At 58.7% G+C, this 24,621-nt stretch carries 19 protein-coding genes; 8 read left to right on the forward strand and 11 right to left on the reverse strand.

Annotated elements, in window-relative coordinates:
- Positions 1-64: 64 nt before the first annotated feature.
- The 7 genes from hflX to PVT68_RS09880 form a co-directional block, all read right to left on the reverse strand.
- Entirely contained in the window at positions 65-1,402 is a 1,338-nt protein-coding gene (gene hflX / locus PVT68_RS09850) for a ribosome rescue GTPase HflX (protein WP_280317592.1), read from the reverse strand.
- Positions 1,403-1,579: 177 nt separating this feature from the next.
- A complete protein-coding gene (hfq, locus tag PVT68_RS09855; protein WP_280317594.1) occupies positions 1,580-1,858 on the reverse strand; it encodes an RNA chaperone Hfq in 279 nt (92 codons plus the stop codon).
- 180 nt (positions 1,859-2,038) lie between these two features.
- Positions 2,039-3,040 (reverse strand): tRNA (adenosine(37)-N6)-dimethylallyltransferase MiaA, encoded by a 1,002-nt coding sequence (gene miaA / locus PVT68_RS09860; RefSeq protein WP_280317596.1) that lies wholly within the window; start codon positions 3,038-3,040, stop codon positions 2,039-2,041.
- Between the two features lie 13 nt (positions 3,041-3,053).
- Positions 3,054-4,949, reverse strand: coding sequence for a DNA mismatch repair endonuclease MutL (gene mutL / locus PVT68_RS09865; RefSeq protein WP_280317598.1), 1,896 nt, complete (start codon positions 4,947-4,949; stop codon positions 3,054-3,056).
- A gap of 400 nt (positions 4,950-5,349) precedes the next feature.
- The gene (locus PVT68_RS09870; RefSeq protein WP_280317600.1) at positions 5,350-6,675 is read right to left on the reverse strand and encodes an N-acetylmuramoyl-L-alanine amidase; all 1,326 of its coding nucleotides are present in this window, start codon (positions 6,673-6,675) and stop codon (positions 5,350-5,352) included.
- Positions 6,676-6,756: 81 nt separating this feature from the next.
- The gene (tsaE, locus tag PVT68_RS09875; RefSeq protein ID WP_280322495.1) at positions 6,757-7,269 is read right to left on the reverse strand and encodes a tRNA (adenosine(37)-N6)-threonylcarbamoyltransferase complex ATPase subunit type 1 TsaE; all 513 of its coding nucleotides are present in this window, start codon (positions 7,267-7,269) and stop codon (positions 6,757-6,759) included.
- Between the two features lie 24 nt (positions 7,270-7,293).
- Positions 7,294-8,799 (reverse strand): NAD(P)H-hydrate dehydratase, encoded by a 1,506-nt coding sequence (locus PVT68_RS09880; protein WP_280317602.1) that lies wholly within the window; start codon positions 8,797-8,799, stop codon positions 7,294-7,296.
- A gap of 91 nt (positions 8,800-8,890) precedes the next feature.
- Between PVT68_RS09880 and queG the strand changes: the two genes are divergently transcribed.
- The gene (gene queG / locus PVT68_RS09885; RefSeq protein ID WP_280317604.1) at positions 8,891-10,021 is read left to right on the forward strand and encodes a tRNA epoxyqueuosine(34) reductase QueG; all 1,131 of its coding nucleotides are present in this window, start codon (positions 8,891-8,893) and stop codon (positions 10,019-10,021) included.
- 262 nt (positions 10,022-10,283) lie between these two features.
- Here the strand turns inward: queG and orn are convergent, their stop codons facing one another.
- A complete protein-coding gene (gene orn / locus PVT68_RS09890) occupies positions 10,284-10,826 on the reverse strand; it encodes an oligoribonuclease (RefSeq protein WP_280317606.1) in 543 nt (180 codons plus the stop codon).
- Positions 10,827-10,963: 137 nt separating this feature from the next.
- Between orn and rsgA the strand changes: the two genes are divergently transcribed.
- The 4 genes from rsgA to PVT68_RS09910 all read left to right on the forward strand — a co-directional run bounded on the left by rsgA (position 10,964) and on the right by PVT68_RS09910 (position 15,289).
- The gene (rsgA, locus tag PVT68_RS09895) at positions 10,964-11,995 is read left to right on the forward strand and encodes a small ribosomal subunit biogenesis GTPase RsgA (RefSeq protein WP_280317608.1); all 1,032 of its coding nucleotides are present in this window, start codon (positions 10,964-10,966) and stop codon (positions 11,993-11,995) included.
- Between the two features lie 40 nt (positions 11,996-12,035).
- Positions 12,036-12,842: a sulfurtransferase gene (locus PVT68_RS09900; protein WP_407666089.1), complete on the forward strand. Its 807-nt coding sequence runs from the start codon at positions 12,036-12,038 to the stop codon at positions 12,840-12,842.
- Between the two features lie 244 nt (positions 12,843-13,086).
- Complete coding sequence (gene asd, locus PVT68_RS09905; RefSeq protein WP_280317610.1) at positions 13,087-13,938, forward strand: archaetidylserine decarboxylase; 852 nt, start codon at positions 13,087-13,089, stop codon at positions 13,936-13,938.
- Between the two features lie 118 nt (positions 13,939-14,056).
- Positions 14,057-15,289, forward strand: coding sequence for an MFS transporter (locus PVT68_RS09910; RefSeq protein ID WP_280317612.1), 1,233 nt, complete (start codon positions 14,057-14,059; stop codon positions 15,287-15,289).
- 28 nt (positions 15,290-15,317) lie between these two features.
- Here PVT68_RS09910 and PVT68_RS09915 read toward each other — a convergent pair whose 3' ends face one another.
- Both PVT68_RS09915 and hemE read right to left on the reverse strand, forming a co-directional pair.
- Positions 15,318-16,688, reverse strand: coding sequence for an HD-GYP domain-containing protein (locus PVT68_RS09915; RefSeq protein ID WP_280317614.1), 1,371 nt, complete (start codon positions 16,686-16,688; stop codon positions 15,318-15,320).
- Positions 16,689-17,003: 315 nt separating this feature from the next.
- Positions 17,004-18,089, reverse strand: a complete 1,086-nt coding sequence (hemE, locus tag PVT68_RS09920; RefSeq protein ID WP_280317616.1) for a uroporphyrinogen decarboxylase — start codon at positions 18,087-18,089, stop codon at positions 17,004-17,006.
- A 225-nt stretch (positions 18,090-18,314) separates the two neighbouring features.
- Here hemE and PVT68_RS09925 point away from each other — a divergent pair, with 225 nt between their 5' ends.
- The 3 genes from PVT68_RS09925 (at position 18,315) to PVT68_RS09935 (ending at position 23,117) form a co-directional block, all read left to right on the forward strand.
- Positions 18,315-19,166: a helix-turn-helix transcriptional regulator gene (locus tag PVT68_RS09925; RefSeq protein ID WP_280317618.1), complete on the forward strand. Its 852-nt coding sequence runs from the start codon at positions 18,315-18,317 to the stop codon at positions 19,164-19,166.
- 154 nt (positions 19,167-19,320) lie between these two features.
- Positions 19,321-21,621 (forward strand): TonB-dependent receptor, encoded by a 2,301-nt coding sequence (locus tag PVT68_RS09930; protein WP_280317620.1) that lies wholly within the window; start codon positions 19,321-19,323, stop codon positions 21,619-21,621.
- Positions 21,622-21,755: 134 nt separating this feature from the next.
- Positions 21,756-23,117, forward strand: coding sequence for a Na+/H+ antiporter NhaC family protein (locus PVT68_RS09935; protein WP_280317622.1), 1,362 nt, complete (start codon positions 21,756-21,758; stop codon positions 23,115-23,117).
- A 76-nt stretch (positions 23,118-23,193) separates the two neighbouring features.
- On the opposite strand, the gene PVT68_RS09940 is transcribed toward PVT68_RS09935, so the two are convergent.
- Positions 23,194-24,612 carry an FAD-dependent oxidoreductase gene (locus PVT68_RS09940; protein WP_280317624.1) on the reverse strand — a complete coding sequence of 473 codons (1,419 nt, stop codon included), beginning with the start codon at positions 24,610-24,612 and terminating at the stop codon, positions 23,194-23,196.
- Between the last annotated feature and the right edge of the window lie 9 nt (positions 24,613-24,621).

A 24,621-nucleotide genomic window follows, 5' to 3' on the forward strand; every position in this document is an offset into this window, starting at 1 on the left:
TTCTAGCATCGAATAGCCCCACGTATTCGCAGAGCCGGCGATGTTCTTCCGGAGTCGCCGACGTTTACTCGATTTCCCAGTCTTCCGGTTTCGGCTCCAGATCGGGCTTTTCTGGCAACCACCGGGGCGGATTCTGCGCGTCCTTGAACGGCGCCAGCAACCGCTGCAGCTCGGAGCGCGGCAACAGCACCGCCAGCTCCACATCGCCATTGTCGCAATAATTTTCTTTCTGCACCGCATTGCCGGCAAACAGCTGCGCGCGCAGGCGTGCGTGCTGTGGCGGGATCACCAGCACACCACTCACCATCTGCTCGCCGAGCCGCTCGGCAATAGCCTCCACCAGCAGATCACATCCAGCGCCGGTGGCTGCAGACAGCCACACTGCACGCGGTACGCCCTGGTCGTCGCGATCAATACGCGGCTCCATATCCGCCAGCAGGTCCAGTTTGTTGTACACCAGCATCTGGGGCAAATCCGCCGCACCGATTTCTTCCAATACGGCCTGTACCTCTTCAATCAGATGCAGGCGGTTTTCCGCCGCAGCATCCACCACATGCAGCAGCAGCGTGGCATTAGCCGCCTCTTCCAGCGTCGCGCGGAAGGCTTCCACAAGCTTGTGCGGCAAGTGAGATACGAAGCCCACCGTGTCTGCGAGAATCATTGCCCCGACGTTCGGCAGCTCCACTCGACGCATGGTCGGGTCCAGGGTGGCGAACAACTGATCGCGCACGTAGACCTCAGCACTGGTGATGCGGTTGAACAGGGTGGACTTGCCGGCGTTGGTATACCCCACCAGGGAAACGGTGGCCACGTCCGCCCGACTGCGCGCGCGGCGGCCCTGTTCGCGCTGGCGACGCACCTTGTCCAGACGCTTTTCGATGGAATCAATGCGCGCCCGCAGCAGGCGGCGGTCAGTTTCCAGCTGTGTTTCACCGGGCCCGCGCAGGCCGATACCGCCCTTCTGGCGCTCCAGGTGAGTCCAGCCGCGTACCAGCCGCGTGGCCATATGGCGCAACTGCGCCAGCTCCACCTGCAATTTACCTTCGTGGGTGCGGGCGCGCTGGGCAAAGATATCGAGAATCAGACCGGTGCGGTCCAGCACCCGGCACTTGAGCTCGCGCTCGATATTGCGCTCCTGGCTGGGCGATAGGGTGTGATCAAAAATCACCAGCTCGGCGCCGTGCTTTTTCACGGTCTCGTGGATTTCCTCCAGCTTGCCGCGACCGACAAAGGTTTTGGGGTCCGGCGTGGCGCGCTGGCCGAAGATGAATGCCACCGGGTCAGCACCGGCGGATAGCGCCAGTTCTTCAAATTCCCGCGGGTCGTCGGGACTGTCGATGGCGGAAAGCTCCAGGTGAACCAGCACAGCCAGCTCTCCGGATTCCGGGCGATCAAAAAACAAGGATTATTCTCTTGGGTTCAAAAATGCACCGGGTAGCTGGTGCCGAACAACAGACGCCCCGGACGGACCGGGGCGCTGCTTACAACGTTCAGGTTGGGCGGAGGCGTTGCTGGCATCGACCGTATCGATCGCGGCCCACCAGTAACATCACCGCAGACAACCGTTAATCTACTGCGATCAACCGAAGGTATCGCCGCCCCCTTCAGGCGCACCGCCTTCACCCTGTGCAGCCGGGTTCATCAACGGCACGCGCACAGCGCGAGAGGGAACAACGGTGGAAATTGCATGTTTGTAGACCATCTGACTCACGGTATTTTTCAGCAACACCACGAACTGGTCGAAGGATTCGATCTGGCCCTGCAGCTTGATGCCGTTTACCAGATAAATGGAAACCGGGATACGCTCTTTACGCAAAACATTGAGGTAAGGGTCTTGTAAGCTGTGCCCTTTTGACATCTTTTTTCTCCTTGCCAAAAGATAAATCGCCAGATGACACACGATCGCGCCCGCGAATTCCGCGGACTAAAAAACGGCCATGGTGATAAGGCGCATAAAAAAGAGCCAAAAGTAACCAAGGCTCTGTGAATAACTGACTGACTTGGGACGGATACACCGTCCCACTCACGTTATGGCTGCTCAACCGAGAAATTTCAAGGCCTCATCCAACATTTCGTCAATTTTGCGGATTTTGCCGTCAGGCTCCTGGGCGTGAATGTAGTGCACCTGCTCCCAGCCGCGCAGCCAGGTCAACTGCCGCTTGGCCAGCTGGCGGGTGGCAGCAATGCCCGCGTCCACCATCTGCGTATAGTCCAGTTCACCCGCCAGGTATTGCCACACCTGTCGGTAGCCCACGGCGCGAATCGCCGGAAGATCCTCGTGCAGATCCCCCCGGGCACGCAGCGCTTTCACTTCATCAATAAAGCCATGCTCCAGCATCCTCTCGAAACGCTGGGCAATACGCTGGTGCAGAATGGCCCTATCCCGGGGGACTATCGCCAGTTGCTGAACCCGGTAGTGGCCCACTGGCGATTCTCGCTCCTGCTCGGCGCGCAGTTCGGACATGGTTTTACCGGTGAGGTGATGGACCTCCAGCGCCCGCTCGATACGCACCGAGTGGTTGGGGTGCAGCTCGGCAGCCAGCGCGGCATCGATTTTCGCCAGTTCTTTGTGAAGAGCCGGCCAGCCCTCGCGCCGGGCTCGCGCCTCAACCTCCGCACGAAAAGCGGGATCGGCCTGGGGCAATTCCGCCATGCCATGCAGCAGCGCCCGGAAATAAAGCATGGTTCCGCCCACTAGCAGAGGGATTTTTCCCGCCGCAGTGATCTCAGCCATGGCCTCCAGCGCGTCCTCACGGAAGCGTCCAGCGGAATAGCTTTCCGCTGGGTCGCAAATATCGATCAGGCGATGGGGATAGCGGACCAGCTCATCCGGGGTGGGTTTGGCGGAGCCGATATCCAGGCCCCGATATACCAGCGCGGAATCCACACTGATCAACTCGACCGGCAGATGATCGCTGATGGCCATGGCCAAATCGGTCTTGCCTGAAGCGGTGGGGCCCATCAGAAAAATGGCACGGGGCTTCTCGACATCCGCTGCAGCGGTCGCGGAGCCGGGGCTCCGCACACCCAGGGTGTTCATAAGGCCACCTTTTTTATTGGCCACGCATAAACCATTTATCCATGTCCGACAGTTTGACCTGCGTCCAGGTTGGGCGGCCGTGGTTGCACTGGCCACTGCGCTCTGTGCGCTCCATATCCCTCAGCAGCGCATTCATTTCCGGAATCGTCAGCTTGCGGTTGGCGCGCACGGAGCCATGGCAGGCCATGGTAGAGAGAATCTCATTGATCTGATTGCCGATACGATCACTGCTGCCTTCTGCCAGCAGATCACTCAACACGTCCCGCACCAGCTGTTCCACCGGCGCTCCGTGCAGCATACTTGGCACCTGCCGCACCATTAAGGTCTCCGGGCCTGCGCGCTGCAGCACAAATCCCAGCGCACTGAACACTTCCTCGCGCTCTTCAAAACAGTCCGCCTCACCCTCGCTCACTGCGAGGCTGACGGGAACCAGCAGCGGCTGCGCCTGAATACCGCCAGCGGCATGGGCGGTTTTCATCTGTTCATAGACAATGCGCTCGTGGGCCGCGTGCATGTCCACCACCACCATGCCATGTTCATTCTGAGACAGAATATAGATGCCGTGGAGCTGGGCAATGGCAAACCCCAGGGGCGGTGTTTCGCCTTCATCCGTAGCCAGTGTCGGCGTATTCCAGCCTTGCGCAGGCGGCATTCGTGAGAATACCGGGGCTTCCTGCACGGCCCCTGCGTAGGGCTGGTGCAGCTGTCCGTACCCCTGCATCTGCTGCTGGATACGCTGTGGCGAACTGCGCTCGCCTACCCCGGACTGTGTGTATCCAGCCACGGATGCCGGTGCAGCCTCCGGAGCCTGGGACAGGGACATTCGCTCCTGCCCTGAAAACTCGCCGGCCGCGAGACCGGAAATCTGCGGGGCCGCCGTTTCCACCTCATCTTTCTGCCCCGGCCGCACGTCCGCGAGTGCGCGATGCAGAGAACCGAACAGAAAGTCGTGCACCAGGCGACTATCCCGGAAACGCACTTCGTGCTTGGTGGGGTGCACGTTGACATCCACCGCCGCGGGGTCCAACTCCAGATACAGCACAAACGCCGGATGGCGACCGTGGTACAGCACGTCGGCAAATGCGCGGCGCACGGCGTGGCTCACGACACGATCGCGAATGGCGCGGCCGTTGACATAGAAAAACTGCAGGTCGGCCTGGGAGCGCGAAAACGCCGGCTCCGCCACCCACCCCCACAGACGCAGCCCACTGCGCTCGATTTCGATATGCAGGGCATTCTGCATAAACGCCGGACCGCACAACTGCGCCACCCGCCGCTCCATTTCCGCGCGACTGGTGCCCCCGCGCAAGTTGTGCACGCCTTTGCCGTTGTGACGCAGGCTGATCGACACGTCAAAACGGGACAGAGCGAGGCGCTTGACGGTTTCATCGACGCGATTGAATTCGGTTTTTTCCGTACGCAAAAATTTTCGCCGCGCAGGCGTGTTGAAAAACAGGTCACGCACTTCGACGGTGGTACCGCGGGGATGTGCCGCTGGCGCCAGCTGGGTTTCCATTTCCCGCCCTTCTGCGGAGACCGCCCAGCCTTTACCGGTGTCATCGCGGCTGCTGGTCAGGGTGAGACGCGCAACGGAGGAGATACTCGCGAGGGCCTCGCCGCGAAATCCCAGAGTGGCGACGGCCTCGAGATCCTCGAGCGCGTGAATCTTGGAGGTGGCGTGGCGGGCCAGTGCCAGGTGCAGGTCTTCTTTCTCGATCCCCTTGCCATTGTCCCGCACCATGATGCGTTTGACCCCACCCGCATCGAGATCCAATTCCAGCCGTGTGGCACCGGCATCGAGGCTGTTTTCCAACAGCTCTTTGATCACCGAAGCGGGGCGCTCGACCACTTCACCGGCGGCGATCTGGTTGGCGAGTCTTGGGGAAAGTAATTGGATATTTTCTGGCATTGGATCTTGGTAAGTTCGTCGTCTGTGCCACCCCAAATATCGGGGTTCTTTGTATTGCAGTGGCGCCGGATCACCGGGTATGGATTTTTGAAACCGCTGTGAATACGTCCCTGTACGCTGCGTCGGCGACATCCCTGTCGCCGACGCTTTCAAAAATCCATACCCGGCAATCCGGCTTCCAATTGAAACTTTGCTCTTCGTCAGCAGCTGCAGGGTGCCAAGCCACGATCCTTTGACGCGAAGGCTGGATACTGGGGATAGGTTTTCAGAAGCGTCGCAAACAGGATGTTTGCGCCGCAGCGCCCAGGGATGGGTTCACAGCGGTTCTGAAAACCTATCCCCAGTATACTGCCGCCACAGAAGCAACTATCAACGTCCGCTGTTGCAGCGAGGTACCACATCAGCCGGATGGAATGGTAAGTGTCTGCCCCACCCGAATCATCGACGTAGCCATTCCGTTGGCCCTCTTCAGGTCCGCGACGGAAATGTTGTAGCGAGCCGCAATACCGGACAGAGTATCACCGCGGGAAATCGTGTGCCGGCGGTCGATGCGACTGGCGTTGGCAGCGAGCCAGCTGCCCGCCGGGGGGCGCGCTTTGAAGTGGGCCACTATACCTTCGCTGAGTTTTTCTGCCATGCGTTTCTGGAACGCAGGGTCACGCAACCTCCGCGCTTCCTGGGGGTTAGTGATAAAACCGGACTCCACCAGGATCGACGGCACATCCGGATTGCGCAGCACCGAGAAATTCGCCTGCTCCACCTTTTTCTTGTGCAGGTGGGTAAAACTGCCCAGGGAGTTCAGCACACTGGTGCCAACATCCAGACTCGTATTCATGGTCGCGGTCATCGCCAGATCCAGCAAAACACCTGCCAGGGTATCGTCCTTGTCGCTGAGACTCAGACTGCCGGCACCACCGATCAAATCCGACTCATTTTCCCGCTGCGCCAGAAAGCGCGCCGTCTCACTGGTCGCACCGCGGGAGGACACCGCATACACACCGGCACCGCGGGCTTCCTTGCGACTGAAGGCATCCGCGTGGATAGAAACAAACAGGTCCGCGCGCAATTGCCGCCCTTTTTTCACCCGATCACGCAGCGGAATATAGTAATCCCCGGTGCGTACCAGCCTGGCACTGAATCCCGGCTCGCGGTCAAGCGCCTTATGCAACTGGCGGGAAATGGCCAGCACAACGTCCTTCTCGCGCACCCCACCCGGACCCAGGGCCCCCGGATCTTCACCACCGTGGCCGGCATCGATGGCGATGACGATGTCCCGCTCACCTCTGACCTGAACCTGCTCGATGGTTTTTTCCTCCACCTTGTCGCGGTCGTGCAGGTCGATTACCAGGCGGTCGGGAAGCTGTTCGTGGCGGCGCAAGGCGAAGCTGCGGGGATTGACCGGCTGTTTGAGATCCAGCACCACCCGCAGGTCGCGCTTGTCTTTGGTGGCGTGACGAATACCCGAGATGGGGGTATCCGCGATGGGCAGCCCCTCCACCGGCGCGGCGAGCTTGGCCCCGCTCACATCAATTACTACCCGGTCAGGATTTTGCAGTGTGAACAGTTTGTGTTCGGCAGGGCCGTCAAGGTCGAACACCAGGCGGGTGTGATCCGGGGCTCGCCACAGGCGCACCCCCTCCACCTCGGTGGCAGACACAGGCTGAAAAAGTGCCGCGGCAAACAACGCGAGCAGCCGCAGCACGCCGATGACAAATTCATTCGCCATGGATGATTTCGGTCCCTGCGGGATTCCTGCTGCAATCATTCTTATTGCCCCGTTAATCGGTTTTTATTCTGCATCCGGCGGTTACTGATCCCGCTTTGCCTGATCCGACTGTAGCGCGAACTGTTTCAGTACCGCTTCGCCGGTCGCACTCAATGCGGCGATACTCAGGTCGCGGCCGAGTACATCCCCCTGGGTATGCAAATTGAGTGCAACTTCCAGATCCGGCGCCGGCAACACACCGGTACCGCGCTCGGACCACTCCACCAGGCTCAGGCTGCCTGGGCCGAAGTAGTCTCGCACCCCCATGTATTCAAGCTCTTCGGCATCCCCCAGACGATACAGGTCGAAATGGTAAACACTGTGCTCGCCAAATTCGTAAGGCTCCACCAGTGTATAGGTGGGACTCTTTACTGCACCGCGATGACCAAATGCCCGCAGCACGCCGCGACTAAAGGTAGTCTTGCCCGCGCCCAGCTGTCCGCCGAGAAAAATCACCAGTCCCTGATGCAGGCCGGTATCCCGGCAGGCCCGACCCAACTCTTCGCCGGCAACGACGGTGGCGGCCTCGTCGGCGAGAAACCGGGAACTTGCCATTGGCTGTGCACTCACACCTGTTCCTCAGTCGACCAGTTTACGGATGCAAGGCAGCAGATCCGTCGCCAGCAAACCGCGCTGGCCATCCGCAGCGGCGAGATTACCGGCTTCCCCATGAAGCCATACGCCGAGCCGCGCTGCTGCCGGCAAGGCCATACCTTGACCAATCAGAGCGGCAATAATTCCGCTGAGCAGATCGCCCATACCACCAGAAGCCATACCCGGGTTGCCGGTGTTGATCAGGTCCACGCCGTCGTCATGGGCGATCAGGGTGCCTGTGCCTTTAAGTATCACCACGCCACTGAACTTGCGCTGAATTGCCGTCGCCGCGGCAACCCGGTCGGCCATGACTTCCTCCCGGGAAATACCCAGCAGACGCGCGGCTTCTCCCACATGGGGGGTCAGCACCCAGTCATCCCGTTTTATACCCGCCAGAACTCTACCTCCGGCGAGAATATTCAGTGCATCGGCATCCACCACCAACGCTGCTTTAGCGCGGCCGGCGCGGGCCAGTAACTGTTCACTCCAGGGAGACTGGCCCAGCCCCGGACCCACTGCGATCACCGTCGGAGCTTCCAGCAATGGCTCCAGCTCCTGCCCGGACACCACCGGGTGCACCATCACCGCGGGACAGCGGGTCAGCGCCGCAGCCACATGTTCCGGCCGGCTGGCCAGGGAAATCAGGCCTGCGCCGGTGCGGGCAGCGGCCTCCGCCGCCATCATCGCAGCACCGCCGAAGCCGTGGTCGCCGCCCACCACCATTACATGGCCGAACAGGTTTTTGTAGCTGTCCGCCGCGCGGGGCGCTAGGCGCTCCAGGGAATCACCATGGTATTTTTGCACCACCGCAGGCACCGTTGCATAGATGGTTTCGGCGGCACCAAGATCGTCAAAGAGAACCTCACCGGTCACGGCAGGACCGCGACCGAGAAAAAGCCCGGCCTTGCGGCCGATAAAGGTTACCGTCAGGTCAGCCCGCACTGCGTCTGTCGCCACGCCGGTATCGGCATTCAGGCCGGATGGGATGTCCACTGCCAGTACCGGCGCACCAGCGCGATTGATATGGGCCACGGCAGTATCCATTGGCGCGCGTAATTCACCGCTGAAACCTGTACCGAGCAGAGCATCCACCAGCACGGTGTTTTTTTCTACCGCGGGCAGGCCGCCAAGATCCGACACCAGGGTAGCGCCCTCGCGCTCGGCGAAGCGGTAGGCTTCCAGAGCTTCGCCCTGCAGCCTGCCTGCGGGCACCGCCATATACACGGTCACCGGCAACTGGCGCTGAGCCGCGAGCCCCGCAATAACGAAACCATCGCCACCATTGTTGCCCCCCCCGCAGAACACCTGCAGCGCATTCACATCGGGCCAACGCGCGGTCAGCGTATCAAAAGCGACACGACCGGCGCGTTTCATCAACGCGACCGCCGGTACCTGCTGCTGGTTGATGACATTGTGGTCCAGCTCGCGCACGGCGGCGGCGGAGTAGAGTTTTTGTGGGGTTGTGCTGGCCGGGGCCTTCTGGCTATCCATAGGTGATTCGTACTGCATCCAAACTGTGGTCAATTTTTAAACTGTGGCAAAATACCCGGAATTATACCGCTTCACTCCAGCAACCGCCCCAATGACATTCACCTCCCCTGCCAGTTCTTGCTCCGACGAGATGCTCACCGAGCTCGCCGCCCATATCCACCGCTGGGGGCGGGAGCTGGGCTTCCAGCAGGTGGGGATTACCGATTGCCAGCTGGAACAGCACGGTGAACGTTTGCAGACCTGGCTGGAGGCGGGCTACAACGGCGATATGGAGTGGATGGGCAGCCACGGCGCCAAGCGCTGGCGGCCGCAGTTGCTGGAAGAGGGCACCCTGCGGGTAATCAGCGCGCGCCTGGATTACCTGCCTCCGGATACCGAGCCGGTCAGAATTCTGAAAGACCCCGGCAAAGCCTATGTGTCCCGCTACGCCAACGGCCGCGACTATCACAAACTGATCCGCAAGCGACTGGCGCAGCTGGCACAGCAGATAGATCGTTTTTGCGCTGAGCGCGGCATTGCTGCCAGTGGACGGGCGTTTACCGACAGCGCGCCGGTGATGGAGCGGGCGCTGGCTGAAAAGGCGGGACTCGGCTGGATTGGCAAAAACTGTATGGTCATCAACAGTCAGGCGGGCAGCTGGTTTTTTCTCGGTGAGATCTACACCAACCTTCCGCTACCGGTGGATGTGAGCGAAGAGCCCAACCAGTGCGGCGAATGTACCGCCTGCCTGAAGGTCTGTCCCACAGATGCATTTGTGGATGCCTACACCCTGGACGCACGCCGCTGTATCTCCTACCTCACCATCGAAAACAACGGCCCCATCCCCGAGGAATTCCGTGAGCCTATGGGCAACCGGGTATTTGGCTGCGACGACTGCCAGATCATCTGCCCCTGGAACAAGTTCGCCAAGCCTACCAGCGAATCCGATTTTCACCCGCGCCACGGCCTGGACAGTGGCGAGCTACTGGACCTATTTCGCTGGCGCGAGGAAGAATTTCTGAAAAAAACCGAAGGTTCAGCAATTCGGCGGATCGGGTTTGAGCGGTGGCAGCGGAATTTGGCTGTGGCGCTCGGGAACTCGGATCCCGCTCCGGAAACAATTGCTGTTTTGGAAGGAGCGCTTGATTCTGTCTCACCGTTGGTGGCGGAACATATTGAGTGGGCTTTGGGAAGATTGCGGAGTGGGCGACGTCGGAAACGGAAAATCAAACGAACTCCCTAGACCACTCCTACTTCAGTGGTATTTGGTGCTCTGTTGTCACCTTAGAGGCGGCGTAGGCGGCGGGACACCTGAGGCTTACGAAGTACAAAAACCGAAATTTAAGGTGGAGTGACGGGGATCGGTTTTCAAAAGCGTCGGCGACAAGGACGTCGCCGACGCAGCGTACAGGGAAGTATTGAAGGGGGGCGCCTAGCCCGGTTTTGAAAACCGATCCCCGTCGCTCCACCGCCAGCGCGCCTGCTTCCAAGCCATCATATATCGTTCAACTCATACGAAAAAAGTGCTCACGATAGTGCTTCAGCTCATTGATCGAATCGTGAATATCATCCAGTGCGAGGTGCGAAGAAGTCTTTTTCACCCCATCCAATACATCCGGTCGCCAGCGCCGCGCCAGTTCCTTGACCGAACTGACATCCAGGTTGCGGTAGTGAAAGTACTGCTCCAGTAGCGGCATATACTTCACCAGAAAGCGGCGATCCTGCCCGATCGAGTTGCCGCACATGGGGGACGCGCCTTCCGGCACCCAATGGCGCAGGAATTCGATGGTTTCGCGTTCCGCCTCGCGCTCGCTGATCTGCGACTCTTTCACCCGCGCAACCAGACCGGACCCACCGTGCTGCTCGGTATTCCAATCGTCCATGGCATCCAGCAGCGCATTACTCTGGTGAATCGCCATCACCGGCCCTTCCGCCAGCACATTCAGGCGGGAATCCGTCACCACGGTGGCAATCTCGATGATGCGTTCCTTTTCGGGATCGAGGCCGGTCATTTCCAGATCGATCCAGATCAGATTATTCTGATCCACAGTAGTCTCCTATCAGGCCGCAAACGGAAGACGGCGAAGTTACAGGTGGGAGGGTGGAATAGTAGGTAGAACGCACGGTACCGCAATCCACCCCCGATGCAAGTTATAATCCCCGACTTTCCGCAAACCGAGCCCCCATGAGCAAACGCAAACTCAACCGCCGCCAACAGTGGCGCATCGCCAAAATCCAGCAGGAGCGCGAGGCGCGTGCACGCAAGCGGGAAGAAAACCTCGGGCACGCAGAAGAAGTCGGCGACCTCGGTGCAGAGCAGACCGGCCTTGTCATCGCCAACTATGGCACCCAGGTGCTGGTCGAAAGCAGCATGGATAGTGAGTTGCGACAGCGCTGCCATGTTCGGGCCAATATCGACACGCTGGTCACCGGTGACCGGGTAGCCTGGAATCCTGCCACCGGTGAATCCACCGGCGGGGTCGGCGTCGTTGGTGCCCGCCTGCCGCGGCACTCGGAACTGCAGCGACCGGATCGCTACGGCGACATGAAAACCGTTGCCGCCAATATCGATCGCATCCTCATCGTCATCGCGCCCTACCCCGAGCCCTTCGCCAACGCGATCGACCGCTATCTGGTCGCCGCCGAAAGTACCGGTATACAACCCCTGCTGCTGCTGAACAAAATTGACCTCATCGACGACGGCAACCGCGACAGTCTGGACGAGCTGCTGGCCCCCTACCCCGGTCTCGGTTACCGGGTACTGAAACTGTCCACCAAGACCGGCGAAGGACTCGACGGCCTGCTCACCACCCTCGCCGAGGGCACCAGCGTGTTTGTCGGCCAGTCTGGCGTCGGCAAATCTTCCCTGATCAACGGCCTGCTCCCCAGTGCCGACGCCCGCACCGGTGCACTGTCGCAAGCCACCGGCAAAGGCACTCATACCACCACCGCCGCTGAACTGTTCCATCTGCCCAGTGGCGGCGATCTGATAGACTCCCCCGGCATCCGCGAATTCGGCCTCTGGCACATGAGCGAGCAGGAACTGCTGGAAGGCTACGTAGAATTTCGCCCATTTATCGGCCACTGCCGCTTCCGCGACTGCCGCCACCAGAGTGAACCCGGCTGCGCCATTCAGGAAGCGCAGGAGCGCGGCGACATCAGCGAACGACGCATGGAAAGCTATCTGCACCTGCGCAATAGCCTGGAAAACGAATAGGCCAAAAAAACACAGGCCAAAAATGATTTAGGAAAACACCGTGAGTGAAATTCCCCTGATCCTGGAACCGGAACAACTGGTGCCATTGCTGGAACACGAAGAAATCAAAATCGTCGATCTCAGCGCGCCCGCCAACTACCTTGCCGGCCACATTCCCGGCGCCATCGGCCTGCCCTTTCAGGCACTGATGGCAGGCACCCCGCCGGCACCGGGAAAACTGCCTTCACTGGAACGGCTCACCGAAGTCTTCCGTGCTATTGGTCTCACATCGGACACCCATATTGTCGCCTGTGACGACGAAGGCGGCGGCTGGGCCGGGCGCCTGCTGTGGACCCTCGAAGTGATCGGCCATACAAAATACAGCTATCTGAACGGCGGCATGCACGCCTGGAAAGCCGCCGGCCTGCCACTTTCCACCGAAGAGGTGAGTGTCACCCCCAGCGAAATCGAAATTGCCATCGCCGCAGGTGCGCCGTTGATCGACGCGGAACAAATCCGGCAGCGCCTCGGTCACAACGACTTTCAGATATGGGATGCCCGCTCCCCCGCCGAACATAGCGGTGAACGGGTACTGGCAATGAAGGGAGGCCATATTCCCGGTGCGATCAATTGCGAATGGACGCAGTTGATGGACCCACAGCGCGACTTGCGAATCCGCCAGGATGCGAAGGAATTTTTGGCCGCCCTGGGAATAAACGGCGAGAAAGAAATCGCCACCCATTGCCAGAGCCACCACCGCTCGGCGTTTACCTGGTTGGTGGGAAAATCCCTGGGATTCCCCATAAAAGCTTACCCTGGCTCATGGAGTGAGTGGGGCAATTTGCCGGATACACCGGTGGAGAATTAATTTAGCGCGACTGCCCGCCGGATTCCTATCTGCGCGGGAATGACGAAAAATAAATCTTCAGTAAATGCGATCGCTGACGAAGTCAAAATACTCAAATTGAAGGTCAGGTAGCGGGGATTCGTTTTCGAAAGCGTACATGGATGTATTCACAGCGGTTTCGAAAACGAATCCTCGATGCCTGACCGCCACTAAACGTGATTAACAGCGCCCCTGAAATCCAGCGCCCACAGGAATCAAATTTTCAATGCACCCGAAACTGTTTATCTTCCTGCAATACATCACCCCACAACACCTGCTCTCCAGAGCCGCAGGCTGGCTGGCGGAAACCCGTATTGGCGGTATCAAAAATCCGTTTACCAAATGGTTCGTGGAGAAATACGAAGTCAATATGAGTGAAGCGCAGGAAGAGGATTACACCGCTTACACCTGCTTCAATGACTTCTTCACTCGAGCATTGAAACAAGGCGCGCGCCCGATTGTCGAAGGGGAAGGAACCATTGCCGGCTGTGCCGACGGAGCCATCAGTCAGCTGGGCGAAATCCACAATGGCCGAATTTTTCAGGCCAAAGGCCAGGACTACAGTCTGCTGGAACTGGTCGGCGGCGACCCTGAAGTGGCTGCGCAATTCACCGGCGGAAAATTCGCAACCATCTATCTTTCACCGAAAGACTACCACCGGGTACATATGCCCATCGACGGCGTTCTGCAGCGCATGATCTACGTTCCCGGTGAACTCTTCTCCGTCAATACCACCACCGCCGAAAACGTGCCGCGGTTATTCGCCCGCAACGAACGCCTGGTGTGTATCTTCGACACCGCCGCCGGCCCCATGGCCATGATCCTCGTCGGCGCCATGATCGTAGCGGCCATCGAGACCGTCTGGGCCGGACAGGTCGCGCCACTCAAGCGTCAGGTACGCACCACCCGCTACGACGAACAAAAACCCATCGAGCTGAAAAAAGGCGAAGAAATGGGCCGTTTCAAACTCGGCTCCACCGTAGTGCTGCTGTTCGGCGCGGACAAGGTAAAGTGGCTGGAAGAACTGACCGCGGAAACCCCGGTGAAGATGGGAGAGCACTTCGGCGATCTGAATTAAGTCCCAGATTCCCTCCGGTAAGTCCTCGGCGGTCGTGCTGCTGGGGACCAGTCCCCGCCATCACACCCTTAGTATCCAGCGCTCGACTTCGACCTAACAAACAGGCTCCTCCACCAAAATGTCTGCTGTCCCCCAATTTATCCGCAGCAATCCCAAACTCGCCTTCTTCTCCCTGCTCGCCGTCGCCGCCTCCGGTTTCGGCCAGACATTTTTTATCGCCATTTTTGGCGGCGCCATTCGCGACGAGTTTCAACTGAGCAACAGCTGGTACGGTGCCAGCTACAGTGGAGCAACCCTGCTGTCCGCCTTTGTATTGCTCGGTGCAGGCACCCTGGTAGATCGCTGGCCACTCAAACGTGTTGCGGCACTCGGGGTATTGCTGCTGTGTGCCGGCTGCCTGGTAATCGGCCTGGCGCACAGCGTCTGGATGTTGCTGCCCGGATTTTTCCTGCTGCGCTTCGCGGGCCAGGGATTTATGACCCATATGGGCATGACCACTGCCGGGCGCTACTTCACCAGCAATCGCGGTAAGGTGATTGCCCTGGCTGCACTCGGCTTCCCGATCGCCGAAGCACTGCTTCCCACCAGCGGTTCACTGCTGGTAGCGCACAGTGGCTGGCGCAGTGTATGGCTGCTGTCAGCTGGGGTTTTGCTACTTGTCGTATTGCCAGCGCTGATCTGGCTGGCGGGAAGTGCAGGAGAAAAATCCGAGCAGCCAGCGAAGGAAAGCTCTTCACAAGCCAACGACTTCACCCGCGCCCAGGTTCTACGCGACCGGGGGTTTTACTGTCTGCTGCCAGCAGCCCTGATGACGCCGTTTGTGGTAACCGCGGTACTTTTCCACCAGGGTGCCATCGCCGACGCCCGCGGCTGGTCCCTGCAGGTACTCGCCGGTGCCTTCGGCGCCTATGCCGCAGGACACCTGCTCGCTTTGTTATTTGCGGGTGGACTCGTTGACCGTTTCGGGGCCCAGCGCAGTCTGCCAGTGGCGCTGATGCCCATGGTGGGCGCGCTACTGCTACTCGCCGTCTGCCGGCAACCCTGGGTTCCCTACCTTTATCTCGCCCTGATTGGCGTTGCCCAGGCAGGCACCGGCACCGCCGGCAGTGCGCTCTGGCCGGAGCGCTATGGCAGCACTCACCTGGGGGCCATTCGCTCTATTTCCCAGGCCACCATGGTGTTTTCCACTGCCGCGTCTCCGCTGCTGATGGGCGCCCTGCTTGATCGGGGGTGGGAAGTGACCGGCATCGCACTGCTGCTGGCCGGCATTGTCGTGGGCGCAATTCTGCTAACACTGGCGACTGCCACTAGCAACAAGCAGGTTGGGCACTACGACCGAGGGGAAAGATAAGGAAAAAGAGGAATAACGCAGGCGAGATTTAGCTCTTGGGAAGCAAGCGTGCAATAAACGCCGGCAGGCGCTGCTCAAACATATACTGATCGCGCACCGCGGCGACATCGATCTGTGGATAGCGGCTTTGATCCAGGTCCTGAGTGATGGTAATCAAGCCGACTTCGGCGAGAGATTTTTTACCTTTTTCCACCAGCGCCTGCTTGCGATCATCGTCCGCAGCCATATCAAACAGGCGCGGCTTTGCCAGCAGGTTTTTTTCAGCATCGGTCACCAGCATCACTTTTGGTTTCAGACGACGCTGGTAACTCTGCTCCACCACCACCGCAACCTCACCGGTGGAGAGCTCTACCTGGGTACCCGTGGGATACAGGCCAATGGACTGGATAAACTCCACCACCAGCTGCTCCTGAAAAGCACTGTTACGCAATTCGTATAGTTGCCCAACCGCCTTGGACGGCGGCACCGGAAATTCCGCACCACGGGGGTTGGTCGCTTCATCGTAAAAGGTGACGATACCGCACATACGCGCCAGTATCGGTATCTGACCACCGCGTAAACCGCGCGGATATCCGCTGCCATCGTACTGTTCCTTGTGACATTGCACGATACTCAGCACTTGTTGATCGATGTTCGGATCGGTAGACAGCAGTTTCACGCTGTAATCAACGAACTTGCGGTATTCCAGCTCTGCGCGCGGATCGCGCTTCTCGGCTTTCAGTACCTTGTCCGAAAGGTACAGTTTGCCCACATCCTTTAGCAGAGTGGCCAGCCCCAGCTGTACCAGTTCCTGGCGTCGCAGGCCGATATGGCGGCCAAATACTACTGCCCAGACGCTGGCGCGTACCGAGTGGCTATAGGTGTGCTCATCTTTATCCCGCACCCGCGCCAACCAGGAAAAGGCATCGGGGCTGCGCAACACACTGTCGACCATCTGCGTGACCACATGATTGACATCGCCAATTGGCAGCGGACGGTCGCTTTTGATCTGCACCATCACCTCGTGCATGCCCTGGACAATACGGCCGTGCAACTGCCTGGCCTTGGCGGCCTCTTTGCGCACCGGTTCTGGCCGCAGATAGCTGTTGTGCTTGACCTGCACCGGCTTGCAATTGATGGCTACGGGAACGCGGCGTTTGGGCGAGGCTGACTTGTCAGTAGCCGCCTGGCTGGCGGCGCCGGTAATCTTGCGGAGCTTGGCCCCAATCTCACCCACGCTCTTGACTACATCGACGTAGACGTAACGACAGTATTTCTGCAGCTGGCGAATTTCTTCCTGATCGCGGATATAAAATCCCTGCAGCGCAAACGGCGTGCGCGTCCACGGACGATCCAGACGGGACACAAACATGCCCCGTTGCAGGTCTTCAACAAATACTTTTGCTTGCTGGATTGCCACTGAAATGTGTGCCGCGTATTGCCGTTTATTGTCGAGTTATTGGTACCTTCTTCCCACTAATGCCGGTAGCGCCTTTTTCGCGCTAATTTTCGACACGCAGGAAAATGCCCCGTTCGGTGATGACCACCAAGACGGGGCTATCTGTCACGCAAGTCTACTCCCGAGTAGACACGAATTGTGTGATGTATATCACGGAAACATATCTGAGCGTCAGTGGCGCGCATTTATTTGACTCCAATGGCAGCCACGTTGGCACAATTTTCTACATTCAACCAATAAGCATCCGCCTATGGGTACCAGAGGCTACCTCTGGATCTATATACCGGAGTGGTAAGCCGCCGATAACTCGACCACCGCTTCGATCATCGCTCCCGCGTGGGCCGGATCCACTTGCGGGGTAATACCGTGGCCGAGATTGAAAATATGACCACTGCCCTGCCCGTAAGCCGCCAGAATGGTTGCCACCTCTTCCCGAATTCGCGCCGGACTGGCCAGCAGAATCGACGGGTCCAGATTCCCCTGCAGTGCAACCCGGTCGCCGACGCGATTGCGGGCAGCGCCGATATCCGTGGTCCAGTCGAGACCCAGGGCATCGGCACCGGTATCCGCCATGGCTTCCAGCCACTGGCCACCACCTTTGGTGAACAGGATCGCTGGAACCCGGCGACCGTCGTGCTCCTTGATCAACCCCTGCACAATGCGCGCCATATATTGCAACGAGAACTCGCGGTAAGCCGCGTGACTCAGAGCCCCGCCCCAGGTGTCGAAAATCTGCACCGCCTGCGCGCCGGCGCGAATCTGGGCATTAAGGTATTCGACCACCGAGTCCGCCAGGACGGTCAACAGCTGGTGCATGTCCTCCGGGCGGTTGTAGAGCATCTCCTTGGCGCGGGCAAAATCCCGGCTGGAGCCCCCTTCAATCATGTAAGTCGCAAGGGTCCAGGGACTGCCGGAGAACCCGATCAGGGGCACGCGACCATTGAGTTCGCGGCGGATGGCGGTGACGGCATCGGTAACATAACTGAGATCCCGCGCAGTATTCGCCACTTCCAGGGCGGCGATATCCGCACTGGAGCGCACTGGCTTTTTGAATTTGGGGCCTTCACCTTCCTCAAAATACAGCCCCAGGCCCATGGCGTCGGGGATAGTGAGGATATCGGAAAACAGAATGGCGGCATCCAGGGGATAACGCTCCAGCGGCTGCAGGGTCACTTCACAGGCCAGTTCGGTATTGCGGCACAGGTCCATAAAAGTGCCGGCCTGGGCACGGGTGGCGCGATATTCAGGTAGATAACGACCAGCCTGACGCATCATCCACACGGGAGTGCGATCGACGGGCTGGCGCAGCAGGGCGCGGAGGAAACGGTCGTTCTTCAATTCAGGAAGCTTGGATTCAGACATGGCTACCACAGGCTGGTTAAAATCGCGGCTATTGTAGCGGGGTGCTGCGAGGGAAAACAGGATTCGGCAAAAAGCAGCATAATCCCCGGATTACGGGCAATTGACCGCCCGATCATGTGGGGCTATCGTCACTGCGCATATGATATCAACATTTCACAATCTGACCGGCAACTCACCTCTACGGCGATACCCATGGCGGTACGGCATGGCGACACGGAACGCATCGTGATTAACGGAAGAGAAGAGCAGGCCAATTGGCACAAAACCCTGGGTCAGCTCGTAACAGCACTGGGAAGCGATCTTTTTTACCGCCAGCTGCTGGAGACCATCCACTCCCGGGTGCCAGTGGACTACCCGCAAATCTGGTTGTATCACCGGGAACAAAGACCCTCAGCCCTCTACTACGACCTGCCGCCAGGGGACGAACCCAATCAGATTGACCGGTATATTGCCGGGTCCTATCGTCTCGATCCCTTTTACCTGACCGCATTCGAAGCGGGAGAGCCCGGTGTTTACCGCCTCACCGAAATTGCAGCACAGCGTTTTGAACAGAGCGACTACTACAAAAGCTACTACGCGCTGCTCAAGGCCACCGACGAAATCGTTTTTATTGCGGATATCAACCCGGACAGCTCTCTGCAGGTATGTCTGATGCGCGGCGACACCGCTGGTCGCTTTACCGATCGGGAGCTGGAGTTTCTTCGATTAGCGGAACCGGTAATTACCCCGCTGCTCAGACAGCACCTGAAACTAAGCCCCCCTCCGCCCGCTGCGCCGCCGGGGATGGAAAAAAGTGTAGAGCGGGCATTCGGCCTGTTCGGACAGTCTATGCTGACTGGACGAGAGCGTGATGTGCTCGGACTTATCCTGCAAGGCTACAACAGCCGGGTAGCAGCCGAACGCCTGGGTATCTCCGCAGAAACGCTGCGCCGCCATCGCAAAAATATTTACCGTAAACTCGACATCAGCTCCCAGAACGAACTTTTTTCCCTGTTTCTCAGCTCGCTCCACTGCCTTGATCACACCCCCAATGTAGATCCACTCTTTACCTATATGAATATGCAGGCAGATTCCTGAGTTCTACCCCATATGGGGTATACCCCGCATCCAAACCTCTCCATAGTATGTCCCTAGTGCCACTGCGCGATAACAACACGCGATAACAGTCCTCGATAACAACTAAGGCACCTCCCAGCGATGATAATTAAAATAATGTACCGGGAACTCAACTATGAGAAATGTACCGTTGCGCCGTCGTGCGCTCGCGGCTGCCGTGGCTGGCCTGGCATCGGTCGCCGCCGATGCTCAACAAATTGAAGAAATCGTTGTTACCGCCCAACAAAGAGAACAGACCCTGCAGGAAGTTCCAATCGCCGTATCCGCGTTCAGCGACGGTTTTATGGAGCAAGCCAACGTAGACGACGTTCGCGGTCTCGTCGCCCTATCTCCCGGATTCAATGGTGCCACTGAAGACAGCTTCTCCGACGCCATGGCAATGCGGGGTATCAGCACCAACGATTTCGGAGTCGGCGGCGATCCCTCCGTTGCCATTTTTATGGACGGCGTCTGGCAGGGCCGCAATGGCGGTGTGCAAACCAGCTACTTTGACATCCAGCGCGCTGAAGTGGTTAAGGGGCCACAGGGTACTCTCTTTGGCCGTAACGCCATCGCCGGCGCCGTCAGCGTATTTACCAACAAGCCCACAGAAGAGTTCGAAGGCAAGGTACAACTGGGTGTAGCCCAGTACGACAAACGCGAAGCGACTGGCACCATCAATGTGCCGCTCACGGACAATCTGTACTTCCGCGGCAGTGTCTACGGTCTCAGTGAAGACGGCTGGCTGGAGAACCAGCAGGGTGGTGAGGACTTTGGCTTCCACGAACGCAGCGCTGCCCGCGCCGCCCTCCGCTATGTGGATGAGCGTACCGACGCAACCCTGACTCTGAACTACGAAGATCGTGAACAGAACAGTTCTATCTACTGGAATCCGGAAGCCGGCCTGCCGGAAGACCAGGTGAATAGCGACCTGCGTGGTCGCGACGCCATTGACGAAGGCGAAATCTTCTCCGCCACGGCAAATATCTCGGTGAACCTCTCCGACCAGTACACCCTGACGTCCATTACCGGGTTCAAGACCTTCAACTTCTTCTATCTGGAAGACTATGACGCGAGTCCGGAGCGGGTGAACAACTACCTGCAGGATTCCAAGGTCGACTACCTGAGCCAGGAAATACGCATCAACTTCGATGACGGCGGCGACTTCGTCTGGTTTGCCGGTGCGAGCCTGTACCGCGAGGATATCGACAACCTCGCTTCCGCACTCTACGACGAAGATGCGCTTTGCCGCGCGATCAGCCGCACCGATGCCGAAGACTTCGACGGTGAAGTCAGCGGTTGTGCCGATCCCGGTTTCTGGCTTGATTACTGGGAAGCCGATGAAGCACCGACCGCGGAAGAGCTGGCGATCAATAAGCGAGAAGACACATTCAACCTGGTGAAATCTTCCGGTTGGGCGGCGTTTGCCGACGCCACATGGTCCGCCACCAGCCAGCTCGACCTGATGCTCGGCGCCCGCTACACCGTCGACAAAAAAGAAATGGACATGCGCATCCCGGATTCCGGGGGATGGCTGGGCAACAACTTCAACTATGAATTCGCAGTACCCGAGTGGATTTCAGCGGACGACGAGTGGAGCGCATTTACCCCCCGTATTGCGGCGAACTTTGCGCTGAACGAGGAAATCAGCCTCTATGCCAACGCGGCCCGCGGCTACAAGACCGGTGGTTTCGCCACGTTTGGCGTAGACCTTGCCGGTGTGGATGACGATGGCATTGCCATGCCTGGTTCCACCCCCATGCAGTTTGACCCGGAGACCGTGCAGAGTTTTGAAGCAGGCGTAAAGAGCAAGCTGCTGAACAATTCCCTTCAGGCCAACCTGGCCATTTACCAGTACACCTATGAGGACCTGCAGTTCGTTTATTTCGATAACGGCAGCCAGCTGGTAGAAAACCTCGGGGAAGCAGGCGGTCGCGGCGCCGAATTCGACTTGCGCTACCTGCCGAATGAGCGTCTGGATTTCTTCTTCACGCTGTCTTATATGGACACAGAGATTACCAACGACGACGATATTCGCGGCAAAGCCTGTGATGAATCCGGTTGTAAGGGCAAGTCTCTGCCATTTTCACCAGAGCTGAGCACAGCCTTCATCGCAACCTATCGACACCCTCTCGACGCCGGCGAACTGCTGTTTAGCCTGGAGCAGATCGGCCAATCCAAACAGTACAGCGATATCGATAATATCGAGCTGGTTGCACAGAAAGCCTGGCAGGAAACCAACCTGCGGCTGGGCTACCACGCCAGTGCAGACTGGAAGTTGACCTTGTGGGTAGAGAACCTGTTCGAAGAGCAGTACTTCGAACGCGGCTGGGCCAATGCCGACGTAAATAACCAGTGGGGATACGGCCTGGTAAACACCCAGGTGTGGCCGAGCAAACCGCGCACCGCCGGCATGGATTTCACCATGCAGTTCTAATGGGCGACGAGGACAGCCCGGCGGCGAAATGCGCCGGGTATGTCCATGCTCACTGCACAACCATCGCGCATCCATCGCCTATCCCCATCAATCCAGTCGGGCCGGCATCCCTGGCTCGCCATTCGAGTTTAACCATGGACACATATGGACTTCTGAGTTTGCTGCCTACTGCTGTGGTGGTCGCCACTGCAGTCCTGACCCGTCGACCGATCATTGCTCTCGTCACCGGTGTAGTCGTGGCACTGGTGATGCTCGATCCAAGTAATATCATGACACCGCTTGCGGATACCGCTTTGTCCGTCATGATGGACGAGACGATTGGCTGGATCATCCTTGTCTGCGGTCTGTTCGGCAGCTTGATTGCATTACTGATACGCGCCGGTGGCGCCAGCGCCTTTGCAGAGACACTTGCTGCCAGAGCCAATACCCGCGCCCGCGCCCTGCTCAGCACGTGGCTGCTGGGGCTGGTGATTTTTATCGATGACTACCTCAATGCACTGGCAGTCAGCGCCTCTATGAAAAAGCTGACGGACAAATTCCGAATTTCCCGTCAGATGCTCGCCTATGTCGCGGACTCCACCGCAGCACCGACCTGTTTTCTTATTCCCATCTCAACCTGGGCGGTTTATTTCTCCGGAGTACTGGAGTCTTCCGGTACCGGCAGTGAAGGTTCCGGGATGAGCCTCTACATCAGCGCCATCCCGTTTATGCTGTATTCCTGGCTGGCACTGCTGATTGTACCGTTTGTGGCAACAGGTGTTATTCCGCTGTTTGGTCCAATGAAACCGGCCGAAGCGCAGGCAGTGGACGCGCCACCGGTAGAAAGGGATGTAGAACTGGTGCCCGCATCACTGGGCGCAGCGGCCGTTCGACGCAAGCACCACGCGTGGAACTTCATTATTCCGATCCTGAGTCTGGTGATCTTCAGCTGGCTTTACGATATCGACGTGCTGAAAGGCGTGATCGCTGCGCTCGCGATAACCGTACCGCTACTCGCACTGCAACGCCTGCTTTCCCTGGGAGACATCTTCGACACGATACTGGAAGGCTTTAAAACCATGATTGCGCCGCTCGCCATTGTGGTCGCCGCGTTCATGTTCAAAGCGGTCAATGACAGTCTCGGTATGCCCCAGTACGTCATCGACTCCGTGAAGCCGTTGATGACTGCGCAGTGGTTACCCCTGGTCGCCTTTCTTTCGATGTCACTCATTTCGTTTGCGACAGGGTCTTCATGGGGGATCTTTGCCATTACGATCCCGATTATTGTGCCACTGGCGGAGGCCACTGGTTGTCCGCTGCCACTGGCGATCGGCGCACTGCTCTCCGCCAGTGCATTTGGCAGCCACGCCTGTTTCTATGGTGATGCCACGGTACTGGCGGCCCAGGGCAGCGGTTGCTCACCCATGAGCCACGCCCTGACCCAGCTACCCTACGCACTGATTGCGGCAGCCGTCGCCAGTGTGGGATTTATCGCTCTGGGATATATGTTCACTTGATCCACGGGAATAGCAATCAGCAGACAAGAGCGATGTGAAGACACAAAAAAAGGGGCTTTAAAGCCCCTTTTTTCGTTTATACCGCGAGGAAGTCAAGAATCCCCTCGGCGGCCTGGCGCCCCTCCCAGATGGCTGTCACCACCAGGTCGGAACCCCGCACCATATCGCCGCCGGCAAAGACCTTCTCATTGGAAGTCTGGAACTTGTATTCCTGCTTTTCAGCAGCCACCACACCGCCCCACTCGGCGACGTCGATATTGTGATCGCCAAACCACTCCGCCGGGCTTGGACGGAAACCGAAGGCAACCAGCACAATATCTGCCGGAATGATTTCTTCGGAACCCGCCACCACTTCAGGACGGCGACGGCCGTTCTCGTCCGGCTCACCCAGTTGGGTGGTAACCACTTTAACCCCTTCCACCTTGCCGTCACCGACAATTTCCACCGGCTGGCGGTTAAACAGGAAACGTACACCCTCTTCCTTCGCATTCGCCACTTCGCGGCGGGAACCGGGCATGTTTTCCTCATCGCGGCGGTAAGCACAGGTCACGCGTTTGGCCCCCTGGCGGATGGACGTACGGTTACAGTCCATCGCGGTATCACCACCACCGAGCACCACCACGCGCTTGCCGTCCACGGAGATGAATTCTTCCGGATTCTTCTCCCAACCCATGTTGCGGTTGACGTTGGAAATCAGGAACGGCAATGCGTCGTACACGCCCGGCAGGTCCTCACCGGGAAAACCGCCCTTCATGTAGTTGTAGGTCCCCATACCCAGGAAAACCGCATCGTAATCGGCCATCAGCTGATCAAAGCTGATGTCTTTGCCGATCTCGGTTTCCAGACAGAACTCCACGCCCATCTCGGTAAAAATCGCGCGGCGCTGCTGCATCACGGACTTTTCCAGCTTGAATTCGGGGATGCCGAAGGTCAGCAGGCCACCGATTTCGGGGTGCTTGTCGAACACCACCGGCTGTACACCGTTGCGCACCAACACATCTGCACAGGCAAGGCCGGCAGGTCCGGCACCGACGATGGCGACACGCTTGTCGGTCTTCTTCACCGCACTCATATCCGGGCGCCAGCCCAGGGCAAAGGCGGTATCGGTAATGTATTTTTCGGCATTGCCGATGGTCACCGCACCGAAGCCGTCATTCAGGGTACAAGCCCCCTCGCACAGACGGTCTTGCGGGCACACACGGCCGCACACTTCCGGCAGCGAGTTGGTCTGGTGACTCAGCTCCGCCGCCTCCATGATGTTGCCTTCGCTGATCAGGCGCAGCCAGTTCGGAATATAGTTGTGTACCGGACACTTCCACTCGCAGTAGGGGTTGCCGCAGTCCAGGCAGCGGTGCGCCTGGCTGGCTACCTGCCGTTCGGTATACGGCTGGTAGATCTCCACGAACTGGTTGGTGCGGGTGATGATGTCTTTCTTGGCGGGGTCGACCCGGCCAACGTCGATAAACTGGAAATCGTTGTTCAGACGCTGTGACATAGTAAATCT

Origin of the sequence: Microbulbifer bruguierae, from assembly GCF_029869925.1 — a bacterium.
Taxonomy (GTDB): domain Bacteria; phylum Pseudomonadota; class Gammaproteobacteria; order Pseudomonadales; family Cellvibrionaceae; genus Microbulbifer; species Microbulbifer bruguierae.

Excerpts from the sequence above, each read along its gene's own strand:
- hfq (WP_280317594.1), bottom strand. The coding sequence starts at position 1,858 with ATGTCAAAAGGGCACAGCTTACAAGACCCTTACCTCAATGTTTTGCGT.
- queG (WP_280317604.1), top strand. The coding sequence starts at position 8,891 with ATGACATTCACCTCCCCTGCCAGTTCTTGCTCCGACGAGATGCTCACC.
- asd (WP_280317610.1), top strand. The coding sequence starts at position 13,087 with ATGCACCCGAAACTGTTTATCTTCCTGCAATACATCACCCCACAACAC.
- PVT68_RS09930 (WP_280317620.1), top strand. The coding sequence starts at position 19,321 with ATGAGAAATGTACCGTTGCGCCGTCGTGCGCTCGCGGCTGCCGTGGCT.
- PVT68_RS09935 (WP_280317622.1), top strand. The coding sequence starts at position 21,756 with ATGGACACATATGGACTTCTGAGTTTGCTGCCTACTGCTGTGGTGGTC.
- mutL (WP_280317598.1), bottom strand. The coding sequence starts at position 4,949 with ATGCCAGAAAATATCCAATTACTTTCCCCAAGACTCGCCAACCAGATC.
- hemE (WP_280317616.1), bottom strand. The coding sequence starts at position 18,089 with ATGTCTGAATCCAAGCTTCCTGAATTGAAGAACGACCGTTTCCTCCGC.
- PVT68_RS09940 (WP_280317624.1), bottom strand. The coding sequence starts at position 24,612 with ATGTCACAGCGTCTGAACAACGATTTCCAGTTTATCGACGTTGGCCGG.
- rsgA (WP_280317608.1), top strand. The coding sequence starts at position 10,964 with ATGAGCAAACGCAAACTCAACCGCCGCCAACAGTGGCGCATCGCCAAA.
- tsaE (WP_280322495.1), bottom strand. The coding sequence starts at position 7,269 with ATGGCAAGTTCCCGGTTTCTCGCCGACGAGGCCGCCACCGTCGTTGCC.
- PVT68_RS09880 (WP_280317602.1), bottom strand. The coding sequence starts at position 8,799 with ATGGATAGCCAGAAGGCCCCGGCCAGCACAACCCCACAAAAACTCTAC.
- miaA (WP_280317596.1), bottom strand. The coding sequence starts at position 3,040 with ATGAACACCCTGGGTGTGCGGAGCCCCGGCTCCGCGACCGCTGCAGCG.
- PVT68_RS09910 (WP_280317612.1), top strand. The coding sequence starts at position 14,057 with ATGTCTGCTGTCCCCCAATTTATCCGCAGCAATCCCAAACTCGCCTTC.
- PVT68_RS09870 (WP_280317600.1), bottom strand. The coding sequence starts at position 6,675 with ATGGCGAATGAATTTGTCATCGGCGTGCTGCGGCTGCTCGCGTTGTTT.